Source organism: Streptosporangium nanhuense (assembly GCF_059358815.1).
Window position 1 is genome coordinate 13,603 of sequence record NZ_JCADBG010000033.1, and the last position, 19,070, is coordinate 32,672.

At 71.1% G+C, this 19,070-nt stretch carries 19 protein-coding genes; 12 read left to right on the top strand and 7 right to left on the bottom strand.

Translation table 11 applies throughout. The features are described from left to right. Positions 1-53: 53 nt before the first annotated feature. On the top strand, positions 54-791 hold the full coding sequence (locus AC5L38_RS39705; RefSeq protein WP_495247970.1) for an SOS response-associated peptidase: 738 nt from the start codon (positions 54-56) through the stop codon (positions 789-791). A gap of 257 nt (positions 792-1,048) precedes the next feature. Further along, positions 1,049-1,387 carry a TraR/DksA family transcriptional regulator gene (locus AC5L38_RS39710; protein ID WP_495247971.1) on the top strand — a complete coding sequence of 113 codons (339 nt, stop codon included), beginning with the start codon at positions 1,049-1,051 and terminating at the stop codon, positions 1,385-1,387. Positions 1,388-1,548: 161 nt separating this feature from the next. Here the strand turns inward: AC5L38_RS39710 and AC5L38_RS39715 are convergent, their stop codons facing one another. Then, positions 1,549-2,289 (bottom strand): class I SAM-dependent methyltransferase, encoded by a 741-nt coding sequence (locus AC5L38_RS39715; RefSeq protein ID WP_495247972.1) that lies wholly within the window; start codon positions 2,287-2,289, stop codon positions 1,549-1,551. 171 nt (positions 2,290-2,460) lie between these two features. On the opposite strand from AC5L38_RS39715, the gene AC5L38_RS39720 reads away from it, so the two are divergent. The 7 genes from AC5L38_RS39720 to AC5L38_RS39750 all read left to right on the top strand — a co-directional run bounded on the left by AC5L38_RS39720 (position 2,461) and on the right by AC5L38_RS39750 (position 9,096). Further along, entirely contained in the window at positions 2,461-3,183 is a 723-nt protein-coding gene (locus AC5L38_RS39720) for a sigma-70 family RNA polymerase sigma factor (protein ID WP_495247973.1), read from the top strand. A gap of 58 nt (positions 3,184-3,241) precedes the next feature. Further along, positions 3,242-3,508: a mycothiol system anti-sigma-R factor gene (gene rsrA, locus AC5L38_RS39725; RefSeq protein ID WP_495247974.1), complete on the top strand. Its 267-nt coding sequence runs from the start codon at positions 3,242-3,244 to the stop codon at positions 3,506-3,508. A gap of 51 nt (positions 3,509-3,559) precedes the next feature. After that, positions 3,560-4,504 (top strand): NAD-dependent epimerase/dehydratase family protein, encoded by a 945-nt coding sequence (locus AC5L38_RS39730; protein ID WP_495247975.1) that lies wholly within the window; start codon positions 3,560-3,562, stop codon positions 4,502-4,504. Positions 4,505-4,711: 207 nt separating this feature from the next. Next, a complete protein-coding gene (locus AC5L38_RS39735; RefSeq protein WP_495247976.1) occupies positions 4,712-6,067 on the top strand; it encodes an HD-GYP domain-containing protein in 1,356 nt (451 codons plus the stop codon). Further along, on the top strand, positions 6,064-7,344 hold the full coding sequence (locus AC5L38_RS39740; protein WP_495247977.1) for an HD-GYP domain-containing protein: 1,281 nt from the start codon (positions 6,064-6,066) through the stop codon (positions 7,342-7,344). Before AC5L38_RS39735 ends, AC5L38_RS39740 begins: the two co-directional genes overlap by 4 nt. Positions 7,345-7,499: 155 nt before the next feature. Beyond that, on the top strand, positions 7,500-8,831 hold the full coding sequence (locus AC5L38_RS39745) for an acetyl-CoA carboxylase biotin carboxylase subunit (protein ID WP_495247978.1): 1,332 nt from the start codon (positions 7,500-7,502) through the stop codon (positions 8,829-8,831). A 49-nt stretch (positions 8,832-8,880) separates the two neighbouring features. Beyond that, on the top strand, positions 8,881-9,096 hold the full coding sequence (locus AC5L38_RS39750) for a biotin/lipoyl-binding carrier protein (protein WP_495247979.1): 216 nt from the start codon (positions 8,881-8,883) through the stop codon (positions 9,094-9,096). Here AC5L38_RS39750 and AC5L38_RS39755 read toward each other — a convergent pair. Further along, the gene (locus AC5L38_RS39755; RefSeq protein WP_495247980.1) at positions 9,086-9,484 is read right to left on the bottom strand and encodes a thioesterase family protein; all 399 of its coding nucleotides are present in this window, start codon (positions 9,482-9,484) and stop codon (positions 9,086-9,088) included. The two genes, AC5L38_RS39750 and AC5L38_RS39755, sit on opposite strands and share 11 nt — an antisense overlap. On the opposite strand from AC5L38_RS39755, the gene bsaP reads away from it, so the two are divergent. Together bsaP and AC5L38_RS39765 are read left to right on the top strand one after the other, a co-directional pair. After that, complete coding sequence (gene bsaP / locus AC5L38_RS39760) at positions 9,483-9,692, top strand: biotin synthase auxiliary protein BsaP (RefSeq protein WP_495247981.1); 210 nt, start codon at positions 9,483-9,485, stop codon at positions 9,690-9,692. The genes AC5L38_RS39755 and bsaP overlap by 2 nt on opposite strands. 325 nt (positions 9,693-10,017) lie before the next feature. Further along, entirely contained in the window at positions 10,018-11,772 is a 1,755-nt protein-coding gene (locus tag AC5L38_RS39765) for a serine/threonine protein kinase (protein ID WP_495247982.1), read from the top strand. 73 nt (positions 11,773-11,845) lie between these two features. Here AC5L38_RS39765 and AC5L38_RS39770 read toward each other — a convergent pair whose 3' ends face one another. The 5 genes from AC5L38_RS39770 to AC5L38_RS39790 form a co-directional block, all read right to left on the bottom strand. Next, positions 11,846-13,498, bottom strand: a complete 1,653-nt coding sequence (locus AC5L38_RS39770) for an acetolactate synthase (RefSeq protein WP_495247983.1) — start codon at positions 13,496-13,498, stop codon at positions 11,846-11,848. Positions 13,499-13,748: 250 nt separating this feature from the next. Further along, positions 13,749-14,744: a biotin synthase BioB gene (bioB, locus tag AC5L38_RS39775; RefSeq protein WP_495247984.1), complete on the bottom strand. Its 996-nt coding sequence runs from the start codon at positions 14,742-14,744 to the stop codon at positions 13,749-13,751. Between the two features lie 37 nt (positions 14,745-14,781). Beyond that, positions 14,782-15,504: a dethiobiotin synthase gene (gene bioD, locus AC5L38_RS39780; RefSeq protein ID WP_495247985.1), complete on the bottom strand. Its 723-nt coding sequence runs from the start codon at positions 15,502-15,504 to the stop codon at positions 14,782-14,784. 48 nt (positions 15,505-15,552) lie between these two features. After that, positions 15,553-16,272: a GntR family transcriptional regulator gene (locus tag AC5L38_RS39785; RefSeq protein WP_362864176.1), complete on the bottom strand. Its 720-nt coding sequence runs from the start codon at positions 16,270-16,272 to the stop codon at positions 15,553-15,555. After that, entirely contained in the window at positions 16,269-17,429 is a 1,161-nt protein-coding gene (locus AC5L38_RS39790; RefSeq protein WP_495247986.1) for an 8-amino-7-oxononanoate synthase, read from the bottom strand. The genes AC5L38_RS39785 and AC5L38_RS39790 overlap by 4 nt, the downstream gene beginning before the upstream one ends. 68 nt (positions 17,430-17,497) lie before the next feature. On the opposite strand from AC5L38_RS39790, the gene AC5L38_RS39795 reads away from it, so the two are divergent. Continuing rightward, complete coding sequence (locus tag AC5L38_RS39795; RefSeq protein WP_389926954.1) at positions 17,498-18,961, top strand: sensor histidine kinase; 1,464 nt, start codon at positions 17,498-17,500, stop codon at positions 18,959-18,961. Positions 18,962-19,070: the final 109 nt, after the last annotated feature.

Sequence of the window (19,070 nt, forward strand, 5' to 3'; positions counted from 1 at the left end):
CGAAGATGGGGTCGGAGACTCCCCGGCGTGTCGTGGCGTGGGAAAGTGGAGATATGTGCGGAAGATACGCGTCTGCGCGAGGCAAGCAGGAGTTGCTGGAGGAGTTCCAGGTCGAGCTCGACGGGGCGGCCGACGACGAGCTCAGGCCCGACTACAACGTCGCGCCCACCAAGCCGGTGTACGCGGTGATGAGCCGGGTGCCGAAGTCCGAGCCGGACGGCGGGCCGGTGAGGCAGCTCCGCGTGGTCCGCTGGGGGCTGGTCCCGGCCTGGGCGAAGGACCCGTCCATCGGCTCAAAAATGATCAACGCGCGGGTGGAGACGGTGGCCGAGAAGCCCGCCTACCGCAAGGCGTTCGCCGAGCGCAGGTGCCTGATCCCGGCCGACGGCTACTACGAGTGGGCCGTGCTGGACGAGAAGGACGCCAAGGGGAAGCCGAAGAAGCAGCCCTACTTCGTCCGCCCCGCCGACGGCGGCGTGATGGCCATGGCGGGACTGTACGAGTTCTGGCGCGACCGGGGCCGCGACGACGACGACCCGCTCTCCTGGCTGGTGACCTGCACGATCATCACGACCGACGCCGTGGACGAGGCGGGCGTGGTCCACGACCGGATGCCGATGCTGATCGAGCCCGACCGCTGGGGCGAGTGGCTCGACCCCGGGGTGCTCGACGCGAAGGGGTTCCTGATCCCTGCGGGCTCCACGGGGCTGGAGATCCATCCGGTCTCCACCGCCGTCAACTCGGTGCGGAACAACAGCCCGGAACTCGTCGAGCCGCTGAAGGAGGCGTAGGGCCCGGCACCCCTCGGGGCGGGGTTCGCCGGCGGGGTGACGGCCGGGCGCTTTTCCTAAAGTGCCGGGTGATTCGGTGTAAAACTTCCGTCAAGTGGGCATCCGGTGAGGAAAGCGGTGTCTCGTGACCGGAGTGGCGTACCGGCCACGGTGACGAGGTCGCGAGGCTGCCGTCCCAGAGCCCCCTTTTTTTGCGCCTGGCGGGAGAGCCGGGGATCTTCTCACAGGCCGCCCCGGCTTCCCGGAGGTGCGGATTCGTGGATGTCGCGACCGCGCGCGAGCGCCTGAAGAGCATGCTCGCCGAACTCGACCGGTCCATCGGAGTGCTCCGCGGGGACTCCCCCGCCGTACGGGAACGGGATCGCTCGCCGGCCGACGGCGGCTCCGACCTGACCGACTCCGATCGCAACCGGGCCCTGCTGGAGGTGGCCACCCGGCACCGCCGTTCGGTGCTGGAGGCGCTCAGTCGGATGGACGAGGGGGAGTACGGCCTCTGTGCGGACTGCGGCGCGCCGGTCCCCGAGAGCAGGCTGGAGGCGCGGCCCGAGGCGGCCCGCTGCGTGCCGTGCCAGTCCAGGCGCGAGCGCAGGCGCTGACTCCTTCTCGCGAGACCGTGCCCGTGCTCTGCTCCCACGGGCTCCCACGGGCTCCCACGGGCTCCCGCGAGTTCCCGCGAGTTCCCACGGGCTCCCGCGAGTTCCCACGGGCTCCCGCGAGTTCCCGAGAGGCTCCCGGGAGCCCGCGATCGAGGTCGCGGTCAGCCGGGGCGCCGGGCGCTGGCCACCAGGTGGATGCCCACCGTGTCGTCGTCGTCCGGGTGGGTGTCCAGCTCCGTGTTGACCAGCCAGGCGAGCGCCCGGGAGTCGGAGGCGAGCACGTGGTCGACCGTCGAGGGGGACAGCACCGTGCGGGGGCGTATCCACTCGACCTCCAGCCCGGCGTCGGTGAGCAACTCGCGGAGCTGGGCGCTGCTGAAGCAGCGGGTGATGCTGCCGTCGGGCCAGGGCACGAGCATGACCTCGCCGGTCTGGCGCAGATGGGCCCAGTAGTTCTGCTCGGCGAGGATCGCCATCCCCAGCACCAGGGAGTCGACGCAGACCAGAGCCTGGCCGCCGGGACGCAGGACCCGGGCGACGTCGCCGATCGCGGACTCGGCCATGAGCTCCACCGACATCGCGCGCTCCTCGGCGAGCACGGCGTCCACGCTGCAGTCGGGCAGGAAGCGCAGGTCGTCGGCGCGTACCTGGCTGACCCTGGAGATGTCGTGCAGCGGCAGGCCGGTCGCGGGCCTGCGGAAGTCGACCACCTCGACCACCCGGTGTCCCGCCTTCGCCGCCTGGACGGCCCAGCGGCCGTCACCGCAGGACATGTCGAGGACGGTGGACGGGGTTTCCGGCAGCCATCGGCTCAGTTGCTCGGCCACGACCGCGTGGTAAAAGGTCCAGTACGGCCCGAGCGCACCTGAGCCGTTCAGCTCTTCGGCCGGGATGGGCAGCACAAGCAGCTCCTGGCGTCGGGAGGATCCGGTGGTCGTTCAATTACCTACCGGTACGTACCTTCTTTTTCCCCGTACCGGGTCGTTCGTCACCTTCTATCTTGCGGGAACAGATGGCGGTGCGGGTGTGTTGCAAGCGGACAACGCACGATCCTTTCGGAGGTTGGCAAGCAGATGCTCGCCTTGATCGAATCCGTCACCCGCCCCGGTGATCGGGCTCTCCCTGCTGAGCGGGTATTCTCCGCTCAGTACGGTGTCCCGCGTCAGCAGGACTCCGGCGATCTTAAGGGGGTGGGTCAGGTCCCTGCGACAGACGAGGAGACTCTGGAGCAGCGGAGCACACGGTTCGAGCGGGATGTCATGCCCTATCTCGACCAGCTCTACTCCGCCGCGCTTCGGATGACCCGCAACCCCGCGGACGCCGAGGACCTTCTTCAGGAGACCTTCGCGAAGGCCTTCGCGTCCTTCCATCAGTTCCAGCAAGGCACGAACCTCAAGGCGTGGCTTTACCGGATCCTGACGAACACTTTCATCAACAGTTACCGCAAGAAGCAGCGGGAGCCCAAGCAGTCGGGCGCCGAGGAGATCGAGGACTGGCAGCTCGCCAGGGCCGAGTCCCACACCTCGGCCGGGCTGAAGTCGGCGGAGATCGAGGCGCTCGAACACCTCCCCGACACCGACGTGAAACGAGCGCTGGCCGCGCTTCCCGAGGAGTTCCGCATCGCGGTCTATCTCGCCGACGTCGAGGGCTTCCCGTACAAGGAGATCGCCGACATCATGGGGACCCCCATCGGGACCGTGATGTCGCGGCTGCACCGTGGCCGTCGCCAGCTGCGGACCCAACTCGAGGACTACGCCCGCGAGCGTGGCCTGGTTCCCGCGGAAGGTGCGAAGTGAGCGAGCGAGACAGGAACGACGAGCCCACCGGCGCGGGCTCCTGGGGCCGGGTGATCGCATGAGCTGCGGCAACCACCACGACACCGACTGTCGCGAGGTTCTGGACAAGGTCTACACCTACCTGGACGGCGAGCTCGACGAGGGCAACTGCGCCGACATCCGCGAGCACCTCGACGAGTGTCACCCCTGCCTGGAGGAGTACGGCCTGGAGCAGGTCGTCAAGCAGCTCGTGGCCAAGCACTGCGGCTGTGACCAGGTCTCCGCCGACCTGCGGGCCAAGGTGCTCGGCCGCATCGACCAGGTCCGCTCCGAGCTGGCCCGCTGACCTCCTAGGATCTCTCGTACGGCCTTGGCCATACGACGATGGGGGTTCACCATGCGCATACTCGTGACCGGCGGGGCGGGATTCATCGGATCCACCCTCGTCGACCGGCTGCTGGCCGACGGGCACGAGGTCGCCGTGGTGGACGACCTGTCGGGGGGCGACCGCGAGAACCTGACCCGCGCCGCGCGGAATCCCCTGTTCGCCCTGCACGTGATGGACATCCGCGACCCGGCCCTGATCGGCCTGGCCGCCGAGTGGAGGCCCGAGGTCGTCTGCCACCTCGCCGCGCAGATCAGCGTGCGCAAGAGCGTGGCCGACCCGGTCCACGACGCCCGGCTCAACGTCGAGGGCACCGCGTCGGTCCTGCAGGCCGCCCACCACGGAGGCACCCGCAAGGTCGTCTTCGCCTCCTCGGTCGCGGTGTACGGCAGGCCGGCGGTCATCCCGGTCCCCGGCGGCGCGGCGACCGACCCGCGCTCCCCGTACGCGGCCTCCAAGCTGAGCGCGGAGACCTACCTTGCCACCTTCAAGGCGCTGCACGGCATCGACTACACCACGCTGGTGCTCTCCAACGTCTACGGCCCGCGCCAGTCGCCCGACGGCGAGGCGGGGGTGGTCGCCATCTTCACCGACGCGCTGCTCAACGGCACCCCCACGGTGGTGTACGGCGACGGCGACCAGACCCGCGACTACATCTTCGTCGACGACGTGGTGGACGGCTTCGCCCGCGCCTGCGGCACCGAGGGCGGCGGCGGCCGTTTCAACCTGGGCACCGGTGTCCAGACCACCGACCGGAGGCTGCACTCCCTGGTCGCGGAGGCGGCGGGCGTCCCCGACGAGCCCGGCACGGCCCCCACCCGGCTGGGTGACCTCCCCGCGATGGCCGTCGACCCGGCCCCCGCGCTCGAAGGGCTCGGCTGGCGTCCCCAGACGGATCTGGCCGCCGGGCTGAAGAGCACCCTCGACTGGGCGAGGACCAGGCTCGCGAGCCTGTGACACCGCGAACACCGACCGTCGATGGCGGCCGGTGATTGCTTGGTTACGCTTTGCTTGCGATTGGTCGTCTCGCTCTCCTGAGCAGGTTCGCTTCGATAACCTGGGTGCGAAATCGACGTGGAGGCAGCGCATGTTAAAGGAAACGGTCACCCCGGTCTTTCCTGGGATTTCCTGGACCTGAGCACGCGCCCTTGAAGGAACACTAGGGTGGCCGCTTTGCGTGGACTGCCGTGGTTTGCCAAGGTCTATTTGATCCTGGTCATCGGAGCCGCGTTCGCGCTGCTCGGATACAACGTGGCCGAGGACGGCCGGCTGGATCCGCTCGACTGGTCCAACCTCATGGTGCTGGCCCTGCTGTTCCTGGTGTGCGAGTCGGTGCCCACCCTGCTGCACGTCCGCCAGGCGGCGGTGTCGGTCAGTTTCTCCGCCGTGCTCGCCGCGGTGGTGCTGCTCGGCCCCGAGGGGGCGGCGCTGGTCGGCATGACGGCCATGTTCAGCGTGCGGCCCGGCCTGCCGCTGGTGAAGCGGCTGTTCAACAGCGCCCAGTTCGCCATCTGCGGTTACGTCGCGGGCCGGGTCTACGCGTGGCTCGGCGGCCGGTCGGGGGTGCCGACCATCGCCGGGTTCGACGACATCATCGTGCCCTTCGCGGGCGCGGCGGCCGTCTTCGTGCCCCTCAACTTCGTCCTGATCGCGATCGTGCTGAAGCTCACCGGCCAGGCCGACCAGGTGCCGCTGCGGGGCGTGGCGCAGTTCATGCTCTCCTACTTCGGCTACGCCACCTTCGGCCTGCTGATCGCCGGACTGTGGGCCACGGTCAGCTCGATCTCCGCGGTGCTCGTGCTGCTCCCGCTCTTCGTGGCCCGCTGGGCCTTCGGCCAGTACCTCGCGCAGCAGCGCTCCTACGACGCGACGATCGCCGCGCTCTGCCAGGCCGTGGAGACCAAGGACTACTACACGCGCGGCCACTGCACCCGCGTCTCCCTGGCCGCGGGCATGATCGCCGAGGAGATCGGCATGGGGCCCGAGCGGCTGCGCGCGATCCGCTACGCCGGGATGCTCCACGACGTGGGCAAGCTGGGCGTGCCGACCAAGGTGCTGCAGAAGGACGGCCCGCTCAGCGAGGAGGAGCTCGCGGCCATCCAGCTCCACCCGATGCGCGGGCTGGAGATCGTGCGCGGCATCGACTTCCTGGACGAGGCGTTCGCCGGGATCATGCACCACCACGAGCGGCAGGACGGCAAGGGGTACCCTATGGGGCTGGCGGGCAACGAGATCCCGGAGTTCGCCAGGATCATCGCGGTGGCCGACGCCTTCGACTCGATGACCTCCGACCGCTCCTACCGCATCGCCCGCTCGCGCGAGGTGGCGATGGACGAGCTGCGCAAGGGGGCCGGCACCCAGTTCGACCCGGTGATGGTGGTCGCGTTCGTCAAGGCCGTCGAGCGTGACGGCTGGGAGCCGCCGCGCACGGTCGTCACGCCCCCGGCCGACGTGTCGGAGACCACCGCGAAGGACCACGACGACCCGACCGTGCCCATCCAGGTGGTGTCCGAGCGATGAACGGCTCCGGCGCCAACCGGGTTTTCCGGACGCTCGACTCGGGCCAGCTCCTGCTGATCTGCGCGGCGGGGCTCCTGGCGGTGGCCGGGGTGGCCCACACGGCCGCGACCGAACTGCGCGACCCCCAGATCGCGGTCGCCTTCGGCGTGCTGATCGCGATCGGGGAGCTGGCCAGGCTCACCATGCCCGGCAACAGGGAGGTGGCGCCGATCGGCGCGGCGGCCGCGCTCGGTTACACGCTCCTGCTGGACATGGGCGGCGTCCCCGCGGAGCATCCCGCGATGCAGGTCGTCGCGGTGCTGGCGGTCGGCATGGTGGCGGGGGCGCTGCCGCACCTCGCGGTGGGCCGCCCGCCCCAGCTGGACGGGATGGCGCGCAGGCTCTTGACCGGTGCCCTGCTCGCGCTGGCCTACCGGCCGCTGGCCGGGCCGCTGTTCGAACTGGCCAGGAAAGGGGAGAGCGGCTGGTGGCCCGCGCTCGGCGTGATGGCCCTGTTCATCCTGCTCACGGTGGTGGTCGACGTGCTGATGGCCGCCGTGATCCGGGCCGAGCAGGTGCGGGCGGCCCTCAGGGTGGCCGTCCACGACGAGCTGTGGATGGCCGCGCCGCTGGGGGCCGCCGTCGCCGCCTCGGGCATCCTGCTCGCACTCGCCTCGCACAGTATGGGCATGACCGCGCTGCTGGTCTTCGCCGCGCCGCTGCTGGTGACCCAGGTCGCCTTCCGCAAGTACGCCGGGATCAGGGCCACCTACCTGCAGACCGTACGGGCGCTCGCGCGGGTCACCGAGGTCGGCGGGTACGTCGAGCCGGGGCACTCCCGCCGGGTGAGCCGCCTGTCGGTGGCGGTCGGGCGGGAGCTCGGCACGGCGGAGCCCGAGCTGCTCGAACTCGAGTACGCCGCGCTCATGCACGACATCGGCCAGCTGTCGTTGCGCGATCCCATTCCCGGCGGCGCCACGGTCCTCACCGACCCCGAGCAGGCGCGGCGCATCGCCGAGCTGGGCGCCGAGGTGATCAGGCAGACCGGGGTGCTGGACCGGGTGGCCGAGATCGTCCGCCGCCAGTGCGACACCTGCGCGGAGCTGCCGCCGATGGCGAGCCGCATCATCAAGGCGGCCAACGCCTACGACGACCTCGTCGGTGGTTCCAGCGACCGCGACCGGGCGGGTGCCGCCCTGGAGCGGCTCAGGCTGGGCGTGGGGCGGGAGTACGACCCGACGGTCGTCGAGGCGATGGCCCGGGTGATCGACAGGCTGGCCCCGATTCACCGTCTTTAGACCTTACGCACATTTCTGCGTGCTTTATGAGGGTTTTTCGCCATTCGCATTTGTGGGATGTCCACAGATCGCGGCGTTGCGATCGGTGGTTTCGGGTGGAGGGTGCGGTGGAGCCCCGGGCCATAGGGTGAAGCGGTCGAAAGGGGTCCACCAACGTGTTCGAGTCCGTTCTGGTCGCCAACCGTGGCGAAATCGCCCGGCGAATCATCCGCACGGTTCAGCGCCTGGGAGTGCGGGCCGTCGCGGTGTACTCCGAGGCCGACGCCGACCTGCCGTTCGTGACGGAGGCCGACGAGGCCGTCCCGCTCGGCCCGGCCGACCCGGCGCGGAGCTATCTCGACGCCGGAAAGGTGCTGGCGGCCGCCCGCGCGTCGGGCGCCCAGGCGATCCATCCGGGGTATGGGTTCCTCTCGGAGAACGCCGCGTTCGCCCGGGCCGTCGCCGAGGCGGGCCTGGTCTGGATCGGCCCCTCGCCCGACGCGATCGAGCGCATGGGCGACAAGATCAACGCTCGTAACCTGATGGAGGCGGCGGGGGTTCCCGTCGCGGTGGGCACCCGTGAGCCCGTCACCGACCTGGAACAGGCCGTGGCGGCCGCGGCCGAGATCGGCTACCCGGTCATGGTGAAGACGGCCGGCGGGGGCGGCGGCATCGGCATGGGGGTCGCCCGCGACGAGGCCGGGCTCGCCAGGGCCTTCGAGCAGGCCTCCAGGGCCGCGGCCCGCTTCGGCGGGGCACCCGCGATCCTGCTGGAGAGATACGTCGAGCGGGCCCGCCACGTCGAGGTGCAGATCCTCGGCCTGGCCGACGGCACGGTCGTCGCGCTGGGCGAGCGGGACTGCTCGGTGCAGCGCCGTCACCAGAAGGTCGTGGAGGAGACGCCCTCCCCCGGCATCACCCCGGAACTGCGCGAGCGCATGCTGGCGGCGGCCGTACGGGCGGGGGAGACGGTCGGCTACCTGGGGGCCGGGACCGTCGAGTGCCTGGTCGACGCCGACAGGCAGGACTTCGTGTTCCTGGAGATGAACACCCGGCTCCAGGTCGAGCATCCGGTCACCGAACTCGTCACCGGCGTCGATCTGGTGGAACAGCAACTGCTGATCGCCGCGGGGGAGAAGCCGGAGGTGCCACCTGCGCCCCGGGGACACGCGATCGAGTTCCGCGTCTACGCGGAGGACCCCAGGCGATTCCTCCCCGGGCCGGGGAGGATCGGCGTGTGGGAGGAGCCGTCGGGCGAGGGGGTCCGCGTCGACTCCGGATACGCGCTGGGGAACACGGTCACGCCGTTCTACGATCCGCTCATGGCCAAGCTGTGCGTGTTCGCGGAGACGAGGGACGAGGCGCTGGAGCGCGCCCGCGAGGCCGTGGCGGGTTTCCGCGTGGAGGGCCCGAAGAACAACCTGCCGTTCTGTGCCGAGCTGCTGGAGCGACCGGAGTTCGTCAGCGGCAACTACGACACAGGTCTGGTGGCTCGCATGCGGACATGATCAGCTCTGTCTGGCACAGTTGAGGAACGTCGAAGGATGGGAGTTTCCGGTGTCTGAGATCCGCGCTGAGATGGTGGCGAACGTCTGGAAGATCCTCGTGGCCGAGGGTGACCCCGTCGAGGACGGCGACACCCTGGTCATCCTCGAGTCGATGAAGATGGAGATCCCGGTCCTCGTCGAGGACGGCGGCGGCGTGGTCTCCAAGCTGCAGGTCACCGAGGGCGACGTCATCCAGGAGGGCGACCTGATCGCCGTCATCGAGTAGTTTCGCCGTCGCGCGCGAGACGCGCGAGGAAACGTTCGCGGTCGACGATCACGCGCTCGATCGTCCCCGAGGCGACGACGGCCTTCCGGTCGCTGGCGGTGAAGCCGAAGACCAGGCGGCGCCCGTCGACCTCGGTGAGCTCGACGGTGATCTCGACGTGCGTGCCGACCGGGCTGGCCTCCAGGTGCTCCAGGGAGACCCGGGTGCCCACGGAGGTCTGGCCCGGTGCGAGGGCGTCCGCGATCGCCCGGACGGTGGCCTGTTCGGCCAGGGCCAGCAGGCGGGGCGTGGCCAGCACCGGGACGTCGCCGCTGCCGACCTTCGTCGCGGTGTCCTCTCTTTCCACCATGATGAGAAGCCGTGCCTGCAGACCGGGAGCGAGCGTCATGCGCGCCAGCATAGGGTCTGGTCTCGTGACCCCGTACTGCGACCACTGCGGCCGCCCGGAGGGCGAGGCCGACCACGCCGCGTGCCTGGCGGCCCGTGCGATGGAGCCGCCCCGTTACTGTTCTCGCTGCCGCCGCCGGATGGTGGTGCAGGTGACCCCCGGCGGCTGGTCCGCGCGCTGTGCCGAGCACGGCACGACGAGCGGCTGACACCGGCCGGTTTCACCCCGGCTTACGTGTTCTTTGCTTACCCTTGTAGGGTTTTACGGAGTTTGCCGCGGACATCGCGGGGTGACGCCGTGGCATCCGGGTTGGCTGTTTCCTGAGTGACTCCCGAGTGTCCCTGGACGCGAGGGCCTGCAAGGTGCATAAGTACGCCCATAAGTGTCAGGTTTTGTGCGATGCTACGGCACGCGTCTCGTTTGTGAGCCACAGGGCATGCAGGGTTTCGTTACAGCGCTGTGACGGTGCCGCGACGAGGATCCGCTTTGTTGGAGAGCTCTGAGGTAGGAGTGGAGAGGGTTACGGGGGAGTCATGGTGGCCCAAGGCACGACGCTGGCGGGGCGGTATCGCCTAAGCACCCGCATCGGCGCCGGCGGTATGGGCGAGGTGTGGAAGGGCGAGGACATCGTCCTGGCCCGCACTGTCGCCGTAAAGGTGCTGCTCCCGGGCCGTACGGACGATCCGGGCTTCCTGGTTCGCTTCCAGGGCGAGGCCCGGGCGATGGCGACGATCAACCATCCCGGGGTCGTCGACGTGTACGACTACGGGGTTCACGAGGTGCCCGGCGCGGGGGCGACGGCATACCTGGTGATGAAGTTCGTCGACGGCGAGCCGCTCGACCGCCTGCTCGGGCGGCTGCGGCGAATCGCCCCCGGGGCCGCGATGGACCTCATCGCTCAGGCGGCCTCGGCACTGCAGGCGGTCCACGACCAGGGCATCGTCCACCGGGACATCAAGCCGGGCAACCTGCTGGTGCGTTCGGACGGCACGCTCGTGCTCACCGACTTCGGCATCGCCAGGTCCGACACCGCGAGCCGGCTGACGGACGCGGGCATGGTGCTCGGCACCGCCGCCTACTGCGCGCCCGAGCAGGCCGAGGGCGCGCCCGTCACGCCCGCGGTGGACATCTACGCGCTGGGCGTGGTGGCGTACGAGTGCCTGGCCGGACAGCGCCCGTTCGACGGTGACACGCCCGTCACCATCGCGCTCAAGCACATCCGCGAGGCGCCGCCGCCGCTGCCGCCGGACGTCCCGCCCGCGGTTCGCGCGCTTGTGGAGCGCTCCCTTGCCAAGGACCCGGCCCGGCGCTTCCCCAGTGCCGCGGCCATGAGCTCCGCCGCCAGGCAGGCCGCCTTCGGCGCGGGAGGCGACGACACGCTGTCGTCCGCGCAGCAGGCAGCGCCGCCGACGCCGCCGGAGACCGGCTGGCAGACGCAGGCCCCTCAAGGGGGGCCGCAGGGGCAGACCGGCTGGCAGGGCCAGGGATCGGCCGCGCCGCAGACGGGCTGGCAGGGCGCCCAGGCTCCCACCGGCAACTGGCAGGGCGCGCAGGCGCCGACCGGGAACTGGCAGGGGGCGCAGCAGCCGACCGGCAGCTGGCAGGGGGGCTCGCAGCACTCCACCGCGCCGACGGTGGGAGCCGGGGCCGTCGAGGCGGGCGCGCAGGGCCGGCGCCGCGCCGCGCAGAAGCCGCGGCGCAAGAGCGGGCTGGTCGCGGCGTCGGCGGTCGCGGCCGTGATGTGCGCGGGCCTCGTCGCGGTGGCGATCAACAGCATGGCGGCCTCCGAGGAGGCCTCGACCACCGATCCCATGAGGCAACCCGTGGCCACGCCCATCGCCAGCAAGACGACGAAGCCGCCGGGAAGAAAGCCGACCAACAGGCCGTCGCCCAGGCCGTCGGTGACGCGTGGGGAGCAGGACGACCGGCCCACCCCGGAGGCCACCCCGACCAAGGGGTCGCCGACCCCCACCCCGACGACGGCCACGAAGACGCCGAAGCCCACCCCGACACCGAGCCTGACCCCAAAGCCCAAGCCGAAGAAGAGCGTTCCGAACACTCTCGGCATGAAGCCGGAGGCGGCGAGCGCGTTGCTCAAGCAGGCGGGTTTCAAGGTGACGGTCTCCTACAGCGCCGACGTCCTGCCGGAGCACTGCACCGAGGTGGTCGAGTCGAACCCGAGCGGGGGCACGATGTGGGACCCGTCCAAGCCGGTGGAGATCATCGCCGCCATCACCGACTGCCCGCCGTCGCCCAGCCAGACGCCGACGGCGACCGGCAAGCCCTAGTCTCGCCAGGTGTGACGACCGGCTCGCGCACACGGACCTCGCGGTCCCCGTGCGCGAGCCCGGCGGGGCTCTCCTAGACGCCCGTGGTGTGCCGGGGGTAGGCCACCGAGGGGTCGGTGGCGATGTTGACCATGTAGGGGATGCCGGAGTCGAACGCGCGGCGCAGGGCCGGGCCGATCTCCGACGGGTCGGTGACGAGCTCGCCGCCGCCGCCGAGGGCGGTCACCACCTGGTCGTAGCGGCACTGCGGCTGCAGCTCGGCGGCCACGTCGTAACCGTAGAGCATCTGCATGGGGTGCTTCTCCAGGCCCCACATGCCGTTGTTGCCGCAGATCATCACGACGGGCAGGCGGTGGCGCACCAGCGTGTCGACGTCCATCAGCGAGAAGCCGGCCGCGCCGTCGCCGAGCAGCAGCACCACCTGCGAGGAGGGACGCGCGATCCTGGCGGCGATGGCGTAGCCCAGGCCGGTGCCCAGGCAGCCGTAGGGGCCCGGGTCGAGCCAGTTGCCCGGCTGCCGGGGCTCGACGTACTTGCCCGCGTACGAGACGAAGTCGCCGCCGTCGCCGATCACCACGGCGTCGTCGGCGAGGATCTTGCCCAGCTCCCCGTAGATCCGCATCGGGTGGATCGGGTCGGAGGCGGACTGCAGCAGGGCGGTGTCGGCGGCGATGGCGGCCGAGGCGGCCTCGGACAGCTGCGTCACCCAGGGCGCGTAGGTCTTGGGGGAGACGCCCGCGTTGGCGCAGGCCGCGCCGAGGCTCCAGAAGAGCAGCGAGAGGTCGCCGGCGGCGACGGCCGCGGGATCCATGTGCGTGGTCAGCTGTGACGGCGCGTCGGCCAGGTGCACGACCTTGGCGAGCGGGGCGCCGTCCTTGCCGCCGAACCAGCCGTAGCCGAGGCGGAAGTCGATCGGGGCACCCGCCACGATCACCAGGTCGGCCTGCGAGAACGCCATCCCCCTGGCCCGGGTGACCAGCAGCTCGTGACCGGCGGGCAGGATGCCGCGGCCCTGGCCGTTGGGGATGACCGGCAGGCGGTACTCCTCGACGAAGCTCCTGGCGACCTCCTCGGCGCGGTCCATCCACACGTCGGAGCCGAGCACCAGCACCGGGTGCTGGGCCTCGGCGATCAGCTGGGCGATCGCGGCCAGCGCCTCGGGGTCGGGCTCCAGCGGCGACGGGGTCAGCGTCTCGGGGGCCTCCTCGAGCGCGGGCGCGGCCGAGAAGAGGTGGTCCATGTGGAAGTCGAGGAAGACGGGGCCGCGGTGCGGGGCGAGCGCGGTGCGGAAGGCCATCTCCACGTCCTGCGCGACGGAGTCGGCGCCGGAGCCGGTGAAGGCCAGCTTGGTGATGGGCGCGAACAGCGGCGGGTGGTCGATCTCCTGCAGCGCGCCCGACCCCCAGCGCGACTGCGGGGCGCGGCCTCCCATGACCACCACGGGGGACCCGTTGAAGTGCGCGGTGGCCACCCCGCTGACGCCGTTGGTGATGCCGGGGCCCGCGGTGAGCACCGCCAGCCCGGGTTTGCGCGTCAGACGGGCGGTCGCCTCGGCGGCGAAGACGGCACTCTGCTCGTGGCGGACATCCAGGATGGGCATGCCCTCATGGACCGCACCGTCGTAGAGCGGGAAGACGTGCCCGCCGGACAGGGTGAACATGGTCTCGATGCCGTATGCCTTGGAGACGGCGACCGCTATGTCACCTGCGTGCTTGGGAGACTCCATATCGCGCAACCTACCAGTCAGTCACTTAGCCGGACAGGGATTGTTCTCCCTGCCCAGATCCCTTCGCCTAATGCGGCCGGGACATGTCGTGTCTGTCTGGAAATACGCCGTCCAGCACCTGGTGGCGAGCCCCTCGCGGGCCGTACGGGACCGGCGGGAGGCGGGTACGGGCCGCAGCGCGGACCCGCCGGGGTGGCACCCGGCCCGCGGGGCTCCTCGCGTCTCCGGCGAGGAGCCTCGCGCGCGGGGGTCAGAGGGTGTCGGAGAGCGCCTTGATGGGCATCTTGAGGTCCGCCAGCAGGCCGAGGTCGGCCTCCGCCCCGCGGCCCAGGGTGGTGAGGTAGTTGCCCACGATGATCGCGTTGATGCCGCCGAGCATGCCGTCGCGGGTGCCCAGGTCGCCCAGGGTCAGCTCGCGGCCACCGGCGTAGCGCAGGATCGTGCGGGGCAGCGCGAGCCTGAAGGTGGCGATCGTCCGCAGCGCCTCCGACCCCTCCAGCAGCGGGAAGGACGCGAAGGGGGTGCCGGGACGCGGGTTGAGGAAGTTCAGCGGGACCTCGTCGGGCGCCAGCTCGCCGAGCTGCCCGGCGAACTCGGCGCGCTGCTCCCGCGACTCGCCCATGCCCACGATGCCGCCGCAGCACAGTTCCATCCCGGCCTCGCGCACCATCAGGCAGGTGTCCCAGCGCTCCTCCCAGGAGTGGGTGGTGACGACCTTCCCGAAGTGCGACCTCGCGGTCTCCAGGTTGTGGTTGTAGCGGTGCACGCCCATCTCGGCGAGCTCGTCCACCTGCTCCTGGGTGAGCATGCCCAGCGAGCACGCGACGTTGATGTCGACGGCCTCGCGGATCGCCTTGACACCCTGGCGGACCTGGTCCATCAGCCGCTGGTCGGGACCCCGTACGGCGGCCACGATGCAGAACTCGGTGGCTCCCGTCGCCGCGGTCTCCCTGGCGGCCTCGACCAGCGAGGGGATGTCCAGCCAGACGGCGCGGACCGGGGAGGTGAACTGCCCCGACTGCGAGCAGAAGTGGCAGTCCTCCGGGCAGCCGCCGGTCTTGAGGGAGACGATCCCCTCGACCTCCACCTCCGGGCCGCACCACTTCATCCGTACCTCGTGGGCCAGGGCCAGCAGGTCGGCGAGGCGGTCGTCGGGCAGCTCCAGGCAGCGCAGCGCCTGCGCCGCGTCGAGACCGCGGCCCTCCTCCAGCACCTGTGCCCGGGCTGTTTCGAGGATGTCGCTCATCTAGTACCTCCGGATTGGAGAGGATCCGCGGCTTTGGCTACGGGGAAAGCCTAAGGGTGGCGCGGAAGGCGGCGGGGTCGAAGCCGCCACCCAGTGCCGGGCCCAGCCCCGCGCGGGCCGCGAGGACGAAGGCGTCGCGCCCCAGCGACCCGGCCCCCTCCGGGAGGGCGCCCGCCAGCGGCCGGGCGGCCAGCATCTCCAGGTCCGCCACGTTGCTCCGCTCGGCGAGGCCGGGTTCGGCCGGCCAGGAGCCGATCACGACTCCGGCGGGCTCCAGCCCACGGTGGGCCATCGCCTCCAGCGTCAGCGCGGTGTGGTTGAGCGTGCCCAGCCCGGCTTTGGTCACCAGGAGCACCGGGGCCGAGAGCGCCCGGGCGAGGTCGGCCAGGGTCGCGCCCTCCTCGTCGAAGCGGACGAGCAGCCCGCCGGCCCCCTCGACGATCACCAGCCGGTGGGAGTCGGCCAGCTCCCCGATCCGGGCCGCCGCCCGTGTGACGGAGACCGGCGGCAGGCCGGACAGGCGCGCCGCCGCGGCCGGGGACAGCGCGGCGGGATACCTGGCCAGCTCGAAGGTGGTCCGCAGCCCGGACAGCCGGATGACGTCGTCCACGTCGCCCGGTTCGGCGCCGGACACCCCGGTCTGCGCGGGCTTCACCACCGCCACCGAGGAGCCCCGCTCCCCGGCGAGCGCGGCCACCGCCGCGGTGACGACCGTCTTGCCCACCCCGGTGTCGGTCCCGGTGACCACGAGAATGCTCACCCGTCTCACCTTAGGGGGACGCCGCCTCGGGACGGCGGGGCGTGGGTGTCAGGGGCGGCGCAGGCGGGTGACGAACTTGTAGCGGTCTCCCCGGTACAGGGACTGGGCCCACTCGACCGGGTTGCCGTCCGCGTCGAAGGCGTGCCGGGTGAGCAGGAGCATCGGCAGGCCGACGTCGACGCCGAGCACCTGCGCGTCGTAAGGCGTGGCCAGCACGGTCTCGATGATCTCCTCGGCGTCGGTCAGCCGCACGTTGTAGGCGTTGTACAGCGTCTCGTACAGCGAGGAGTGCATCTCGAGCTCGCGCCGCAGGCGGGGGAAGCGCCTGGCCGACAGGTGGGTGGTGTCGATCGACATCGGCTCGCCGTTGGCCAGGCGCAGCCGGTGGATGCGCAGCACGCGGCCGCCGGCGTTGATGGCCAGGCGGCGGGCCAGCGGCTCGTCGGCGGTGACGTAACTGGTGTCGAGGATCTTGGTGTCGGGTTCGAGGCCGGCGGTCCTCAGGTTCCCGGTGTAGGAGGTCAGCTGGAGGACCTGGGCGACCTTGGGCTGCGCGACGAACGTCCCCTTGCCCTGGATGCGCACCAGGCGGCCCTCGACCACGAGCTCGGAAAGAGCCTGGCGCACGGTCGTGCGCGACGTCTCGAAGCGGACCGCGAGGGCCCGTTCCGGAGGCAGGGCGCTGCCCGCGGGCAGGCTCTTGGTGAGCGCGAGCAGGCTGCGTTTGACGTCGTAGTACTTCGGGATCCTCGGGGAGTCGTCGCTCACATGGTCACCTTCATCTCGGCCACGGCGGTGAGTGCACCCCGGATCACCGCTAGATCATCGGAACTCAGATTGGCCCGTGCCGTCAACCGCAGGCAAGAGCGGCCGACAGGTACCGAGGGCGGCCGGAAGCATCCGGCGCGCACCCCGCGTTCCGCGCAGATGAGGGCGGCCCGGAGCGCGGCCTCGGGCGGGCCGAGCACGATGGGGACGACCGCACCCGCCGGATCGCCGGTCTCCAGGCCGAGATCGCGGGCCATCGCGGCCAGCTCCCTCGCCCTGGTTCGTACGCGTCCGGCCAGTTCGGGCTGATGGTGAAGGATATCGACGGCGGCGAGTGCCGCCGCAACGCTGCCGGGTGCCAGTCCGGTGTCGAAGATGAACGAGCGTCCCGTGTCGACGAGTGTCTGGATCACCTCGGGCGCGCCCAGCACGGCCCCGCCCTGCGATCCCAGGGATTTGGACAGTGTGATCGTTCTCACAACGCCCGGTTCGGCCGCGAGGCCGGCGGCGTGCACCGCGCCCTGCCCGCGGGCGCCGACGACCCCGATCGAGTGGGCCTCGTCGACGACCAGCAGCGCGCCTCGCCGCGCCGTCACCGCGTGCAGCTCCGCGAGCGGGGCCAGGTCGCCGTCCACGGAGAAGACCGCGTCGGTGACCACGACCGCGTGCTCCTCCTCCCGGTCGGCCAGTGCCCTGTCCACGGCCGCCACGTCCCCGTGCGGGGTGACCGCGACCCGCGAGCGCGACAGCCGGCAGGCGTCCACGATCGACGCGTGGTTGCCCGCGTCCGAGACCACCAGGGCGCCCCTGCCCAGGGCCGCGACGGCGGCCAGGTTGGCCAGGTAGCCGGAGGAGAACACCAGGGCGCCCTCGGCTCCGGCGAAGGCGCGCAGGCGCGTCTCCAGGCGCGCGTGGAGGGCCGTGGAGCCCGTGACCAGACGGGAACCCGTGGAGCCGGTGCCCCACTCGCGCGTGGCCGCCACGGCCGCCTCGGCCAGCCGCTCGTCCCTGGCCAGCCCGAGGTAGTCGTTGGAGGCCAGGTCGATCAGGCCGTCGTCGTCGGGGGTGCGGGCGCGCAGGACCCGCCGCAGTCCCGCCGCCTCCCTCGTGATCGCCGCCGTGCGGAACCGGGCCAGCGGGTCGGGGGTCTGCTCCATAGGCGGCATCTTTCCAGCCGGACACACCCGATTCGCGTTCGGGCCTGCAAAGAACGCATGATGCACGGGTGCCGACTCTAAGCGACCTGGCGGTTCGTCACACCGCGCTCGACGATGCGGACCTGGAGTGGATGCACTCGCTGGTCTCCGACTGGCAGCTCCTCGCCGACCTCTCCTTCGCGGACCTGATCCTGTGGATCCCCCTGAAGGAGGGCTCCGGCTGGATCGCGATCGCGCAGATGAGACCCACCACGGGGCCGACGGTCTACCACGACGACATCGTGGGGATGACCGCGTCCAAGGGGGAGCGGCCGCTCCTGGAGACGGCCTGGAACGAGCGGCGCATCTGCCGCGAGGGCGATCCGGACTGGTCGAGCGGGGTGCCGGTCCGCGAGGAGACCATCCCGGTACGGCGGGCCGACCACTTCCTGGGCGTCATCCAGCGCTCGACGAACCTGTCCTCCGCGCGCACCCCCTCCAGGCTGGAGCTGACCTACCTGCAGAGCGCCTCCGACCTGGCCCAGATGGTGGCCGAGGGCCGCTTCCCGTTCTCCGGCGCCGAGCCGATCCTGGTCCGCTCGCCGAGGGTGGGCGACGGCCTGCTCCGGCTCGACCGGGCGGGCCGCGTCACGTACGCCTCGCCGAACGCCCTGTCGGCCTACCGGCGGCTGGGCCTCAACGCCGACCTGGTCGGCGCCGAGCTGGGCCGTACGACCGCGACGCTCTGCTACTCCGACGAGCCGATCAACGAGAACCTGATGCTCGTCGCGAGCGGCAGGGAGCCCAGGGAGACGGAGGTGGAGTCGGGCGGCACGGTCGTGCAGCTGCGGGCGATCCCGCTGGTCGTCGGCGGCGGGAGGATCGGCGCGCTGGTGCTCATCAGGGACGTGACCGAGCTGCGGCGCCGCGAGCGGGAGCTGATGACCAAGGACGCCACCATCAAGGAGATCCACCATCGGGTGAAGAACAACCTGCAGACGGTGGCCGCGCTGCTGCGGCTCCAGGCCCGGCGCATGCAGCTGCCGGAGGGCAGGGAGGCGCTGGAGGAGGCGGTGCGCAGGGTCGGGTCGATCGCGATCGTGCACGAGACGCTCTCGCACACACCCGAGGAGCAGGTCGACTTCGACGACATCGCCGACCGGGTGATCGCGATGACCGGAGAGGTCGCGGCCCCGGAGACGCAGGTGGTGCCCCTTCGCGTCGGGACGTTCGGGGTGTTGCGCTCGGAGATCGCGACGCCGCTGGCGATGGTCCTCACCGAGTTGCTGCAGAACGCGGTCCAGCACGGGCTGGCGCAGCGCCAGGGCAGGCTGCAGGTGATCGTGTCACGGGGGGCCGAGCGGCTGGACGTGATCGTGTCCGATGACGGCAGCGGGCTGCCCGAGGACTTCGATCTCGACCGGACCACCAGTCTCGGCCTGCAGATCGTCCGGACCCTCGTGGTGGGCGAGCTGTCCGGGAGGCTGGCCATCGAGCCGCGTCAGGGCGGCGGGACCGAGGTGACCCTCAGCATTCCCCTCCCCGCGATCTGAGCGGGGGAGGGGAGACGACGGCGGGTCCCCGCGATTTGAGCGGGGAGAGAAGGGGCGCGGGAAAAGAGCGGCTCTTCTCGGCAGTGGCCCTTCTCCATCAAGGAGGGAG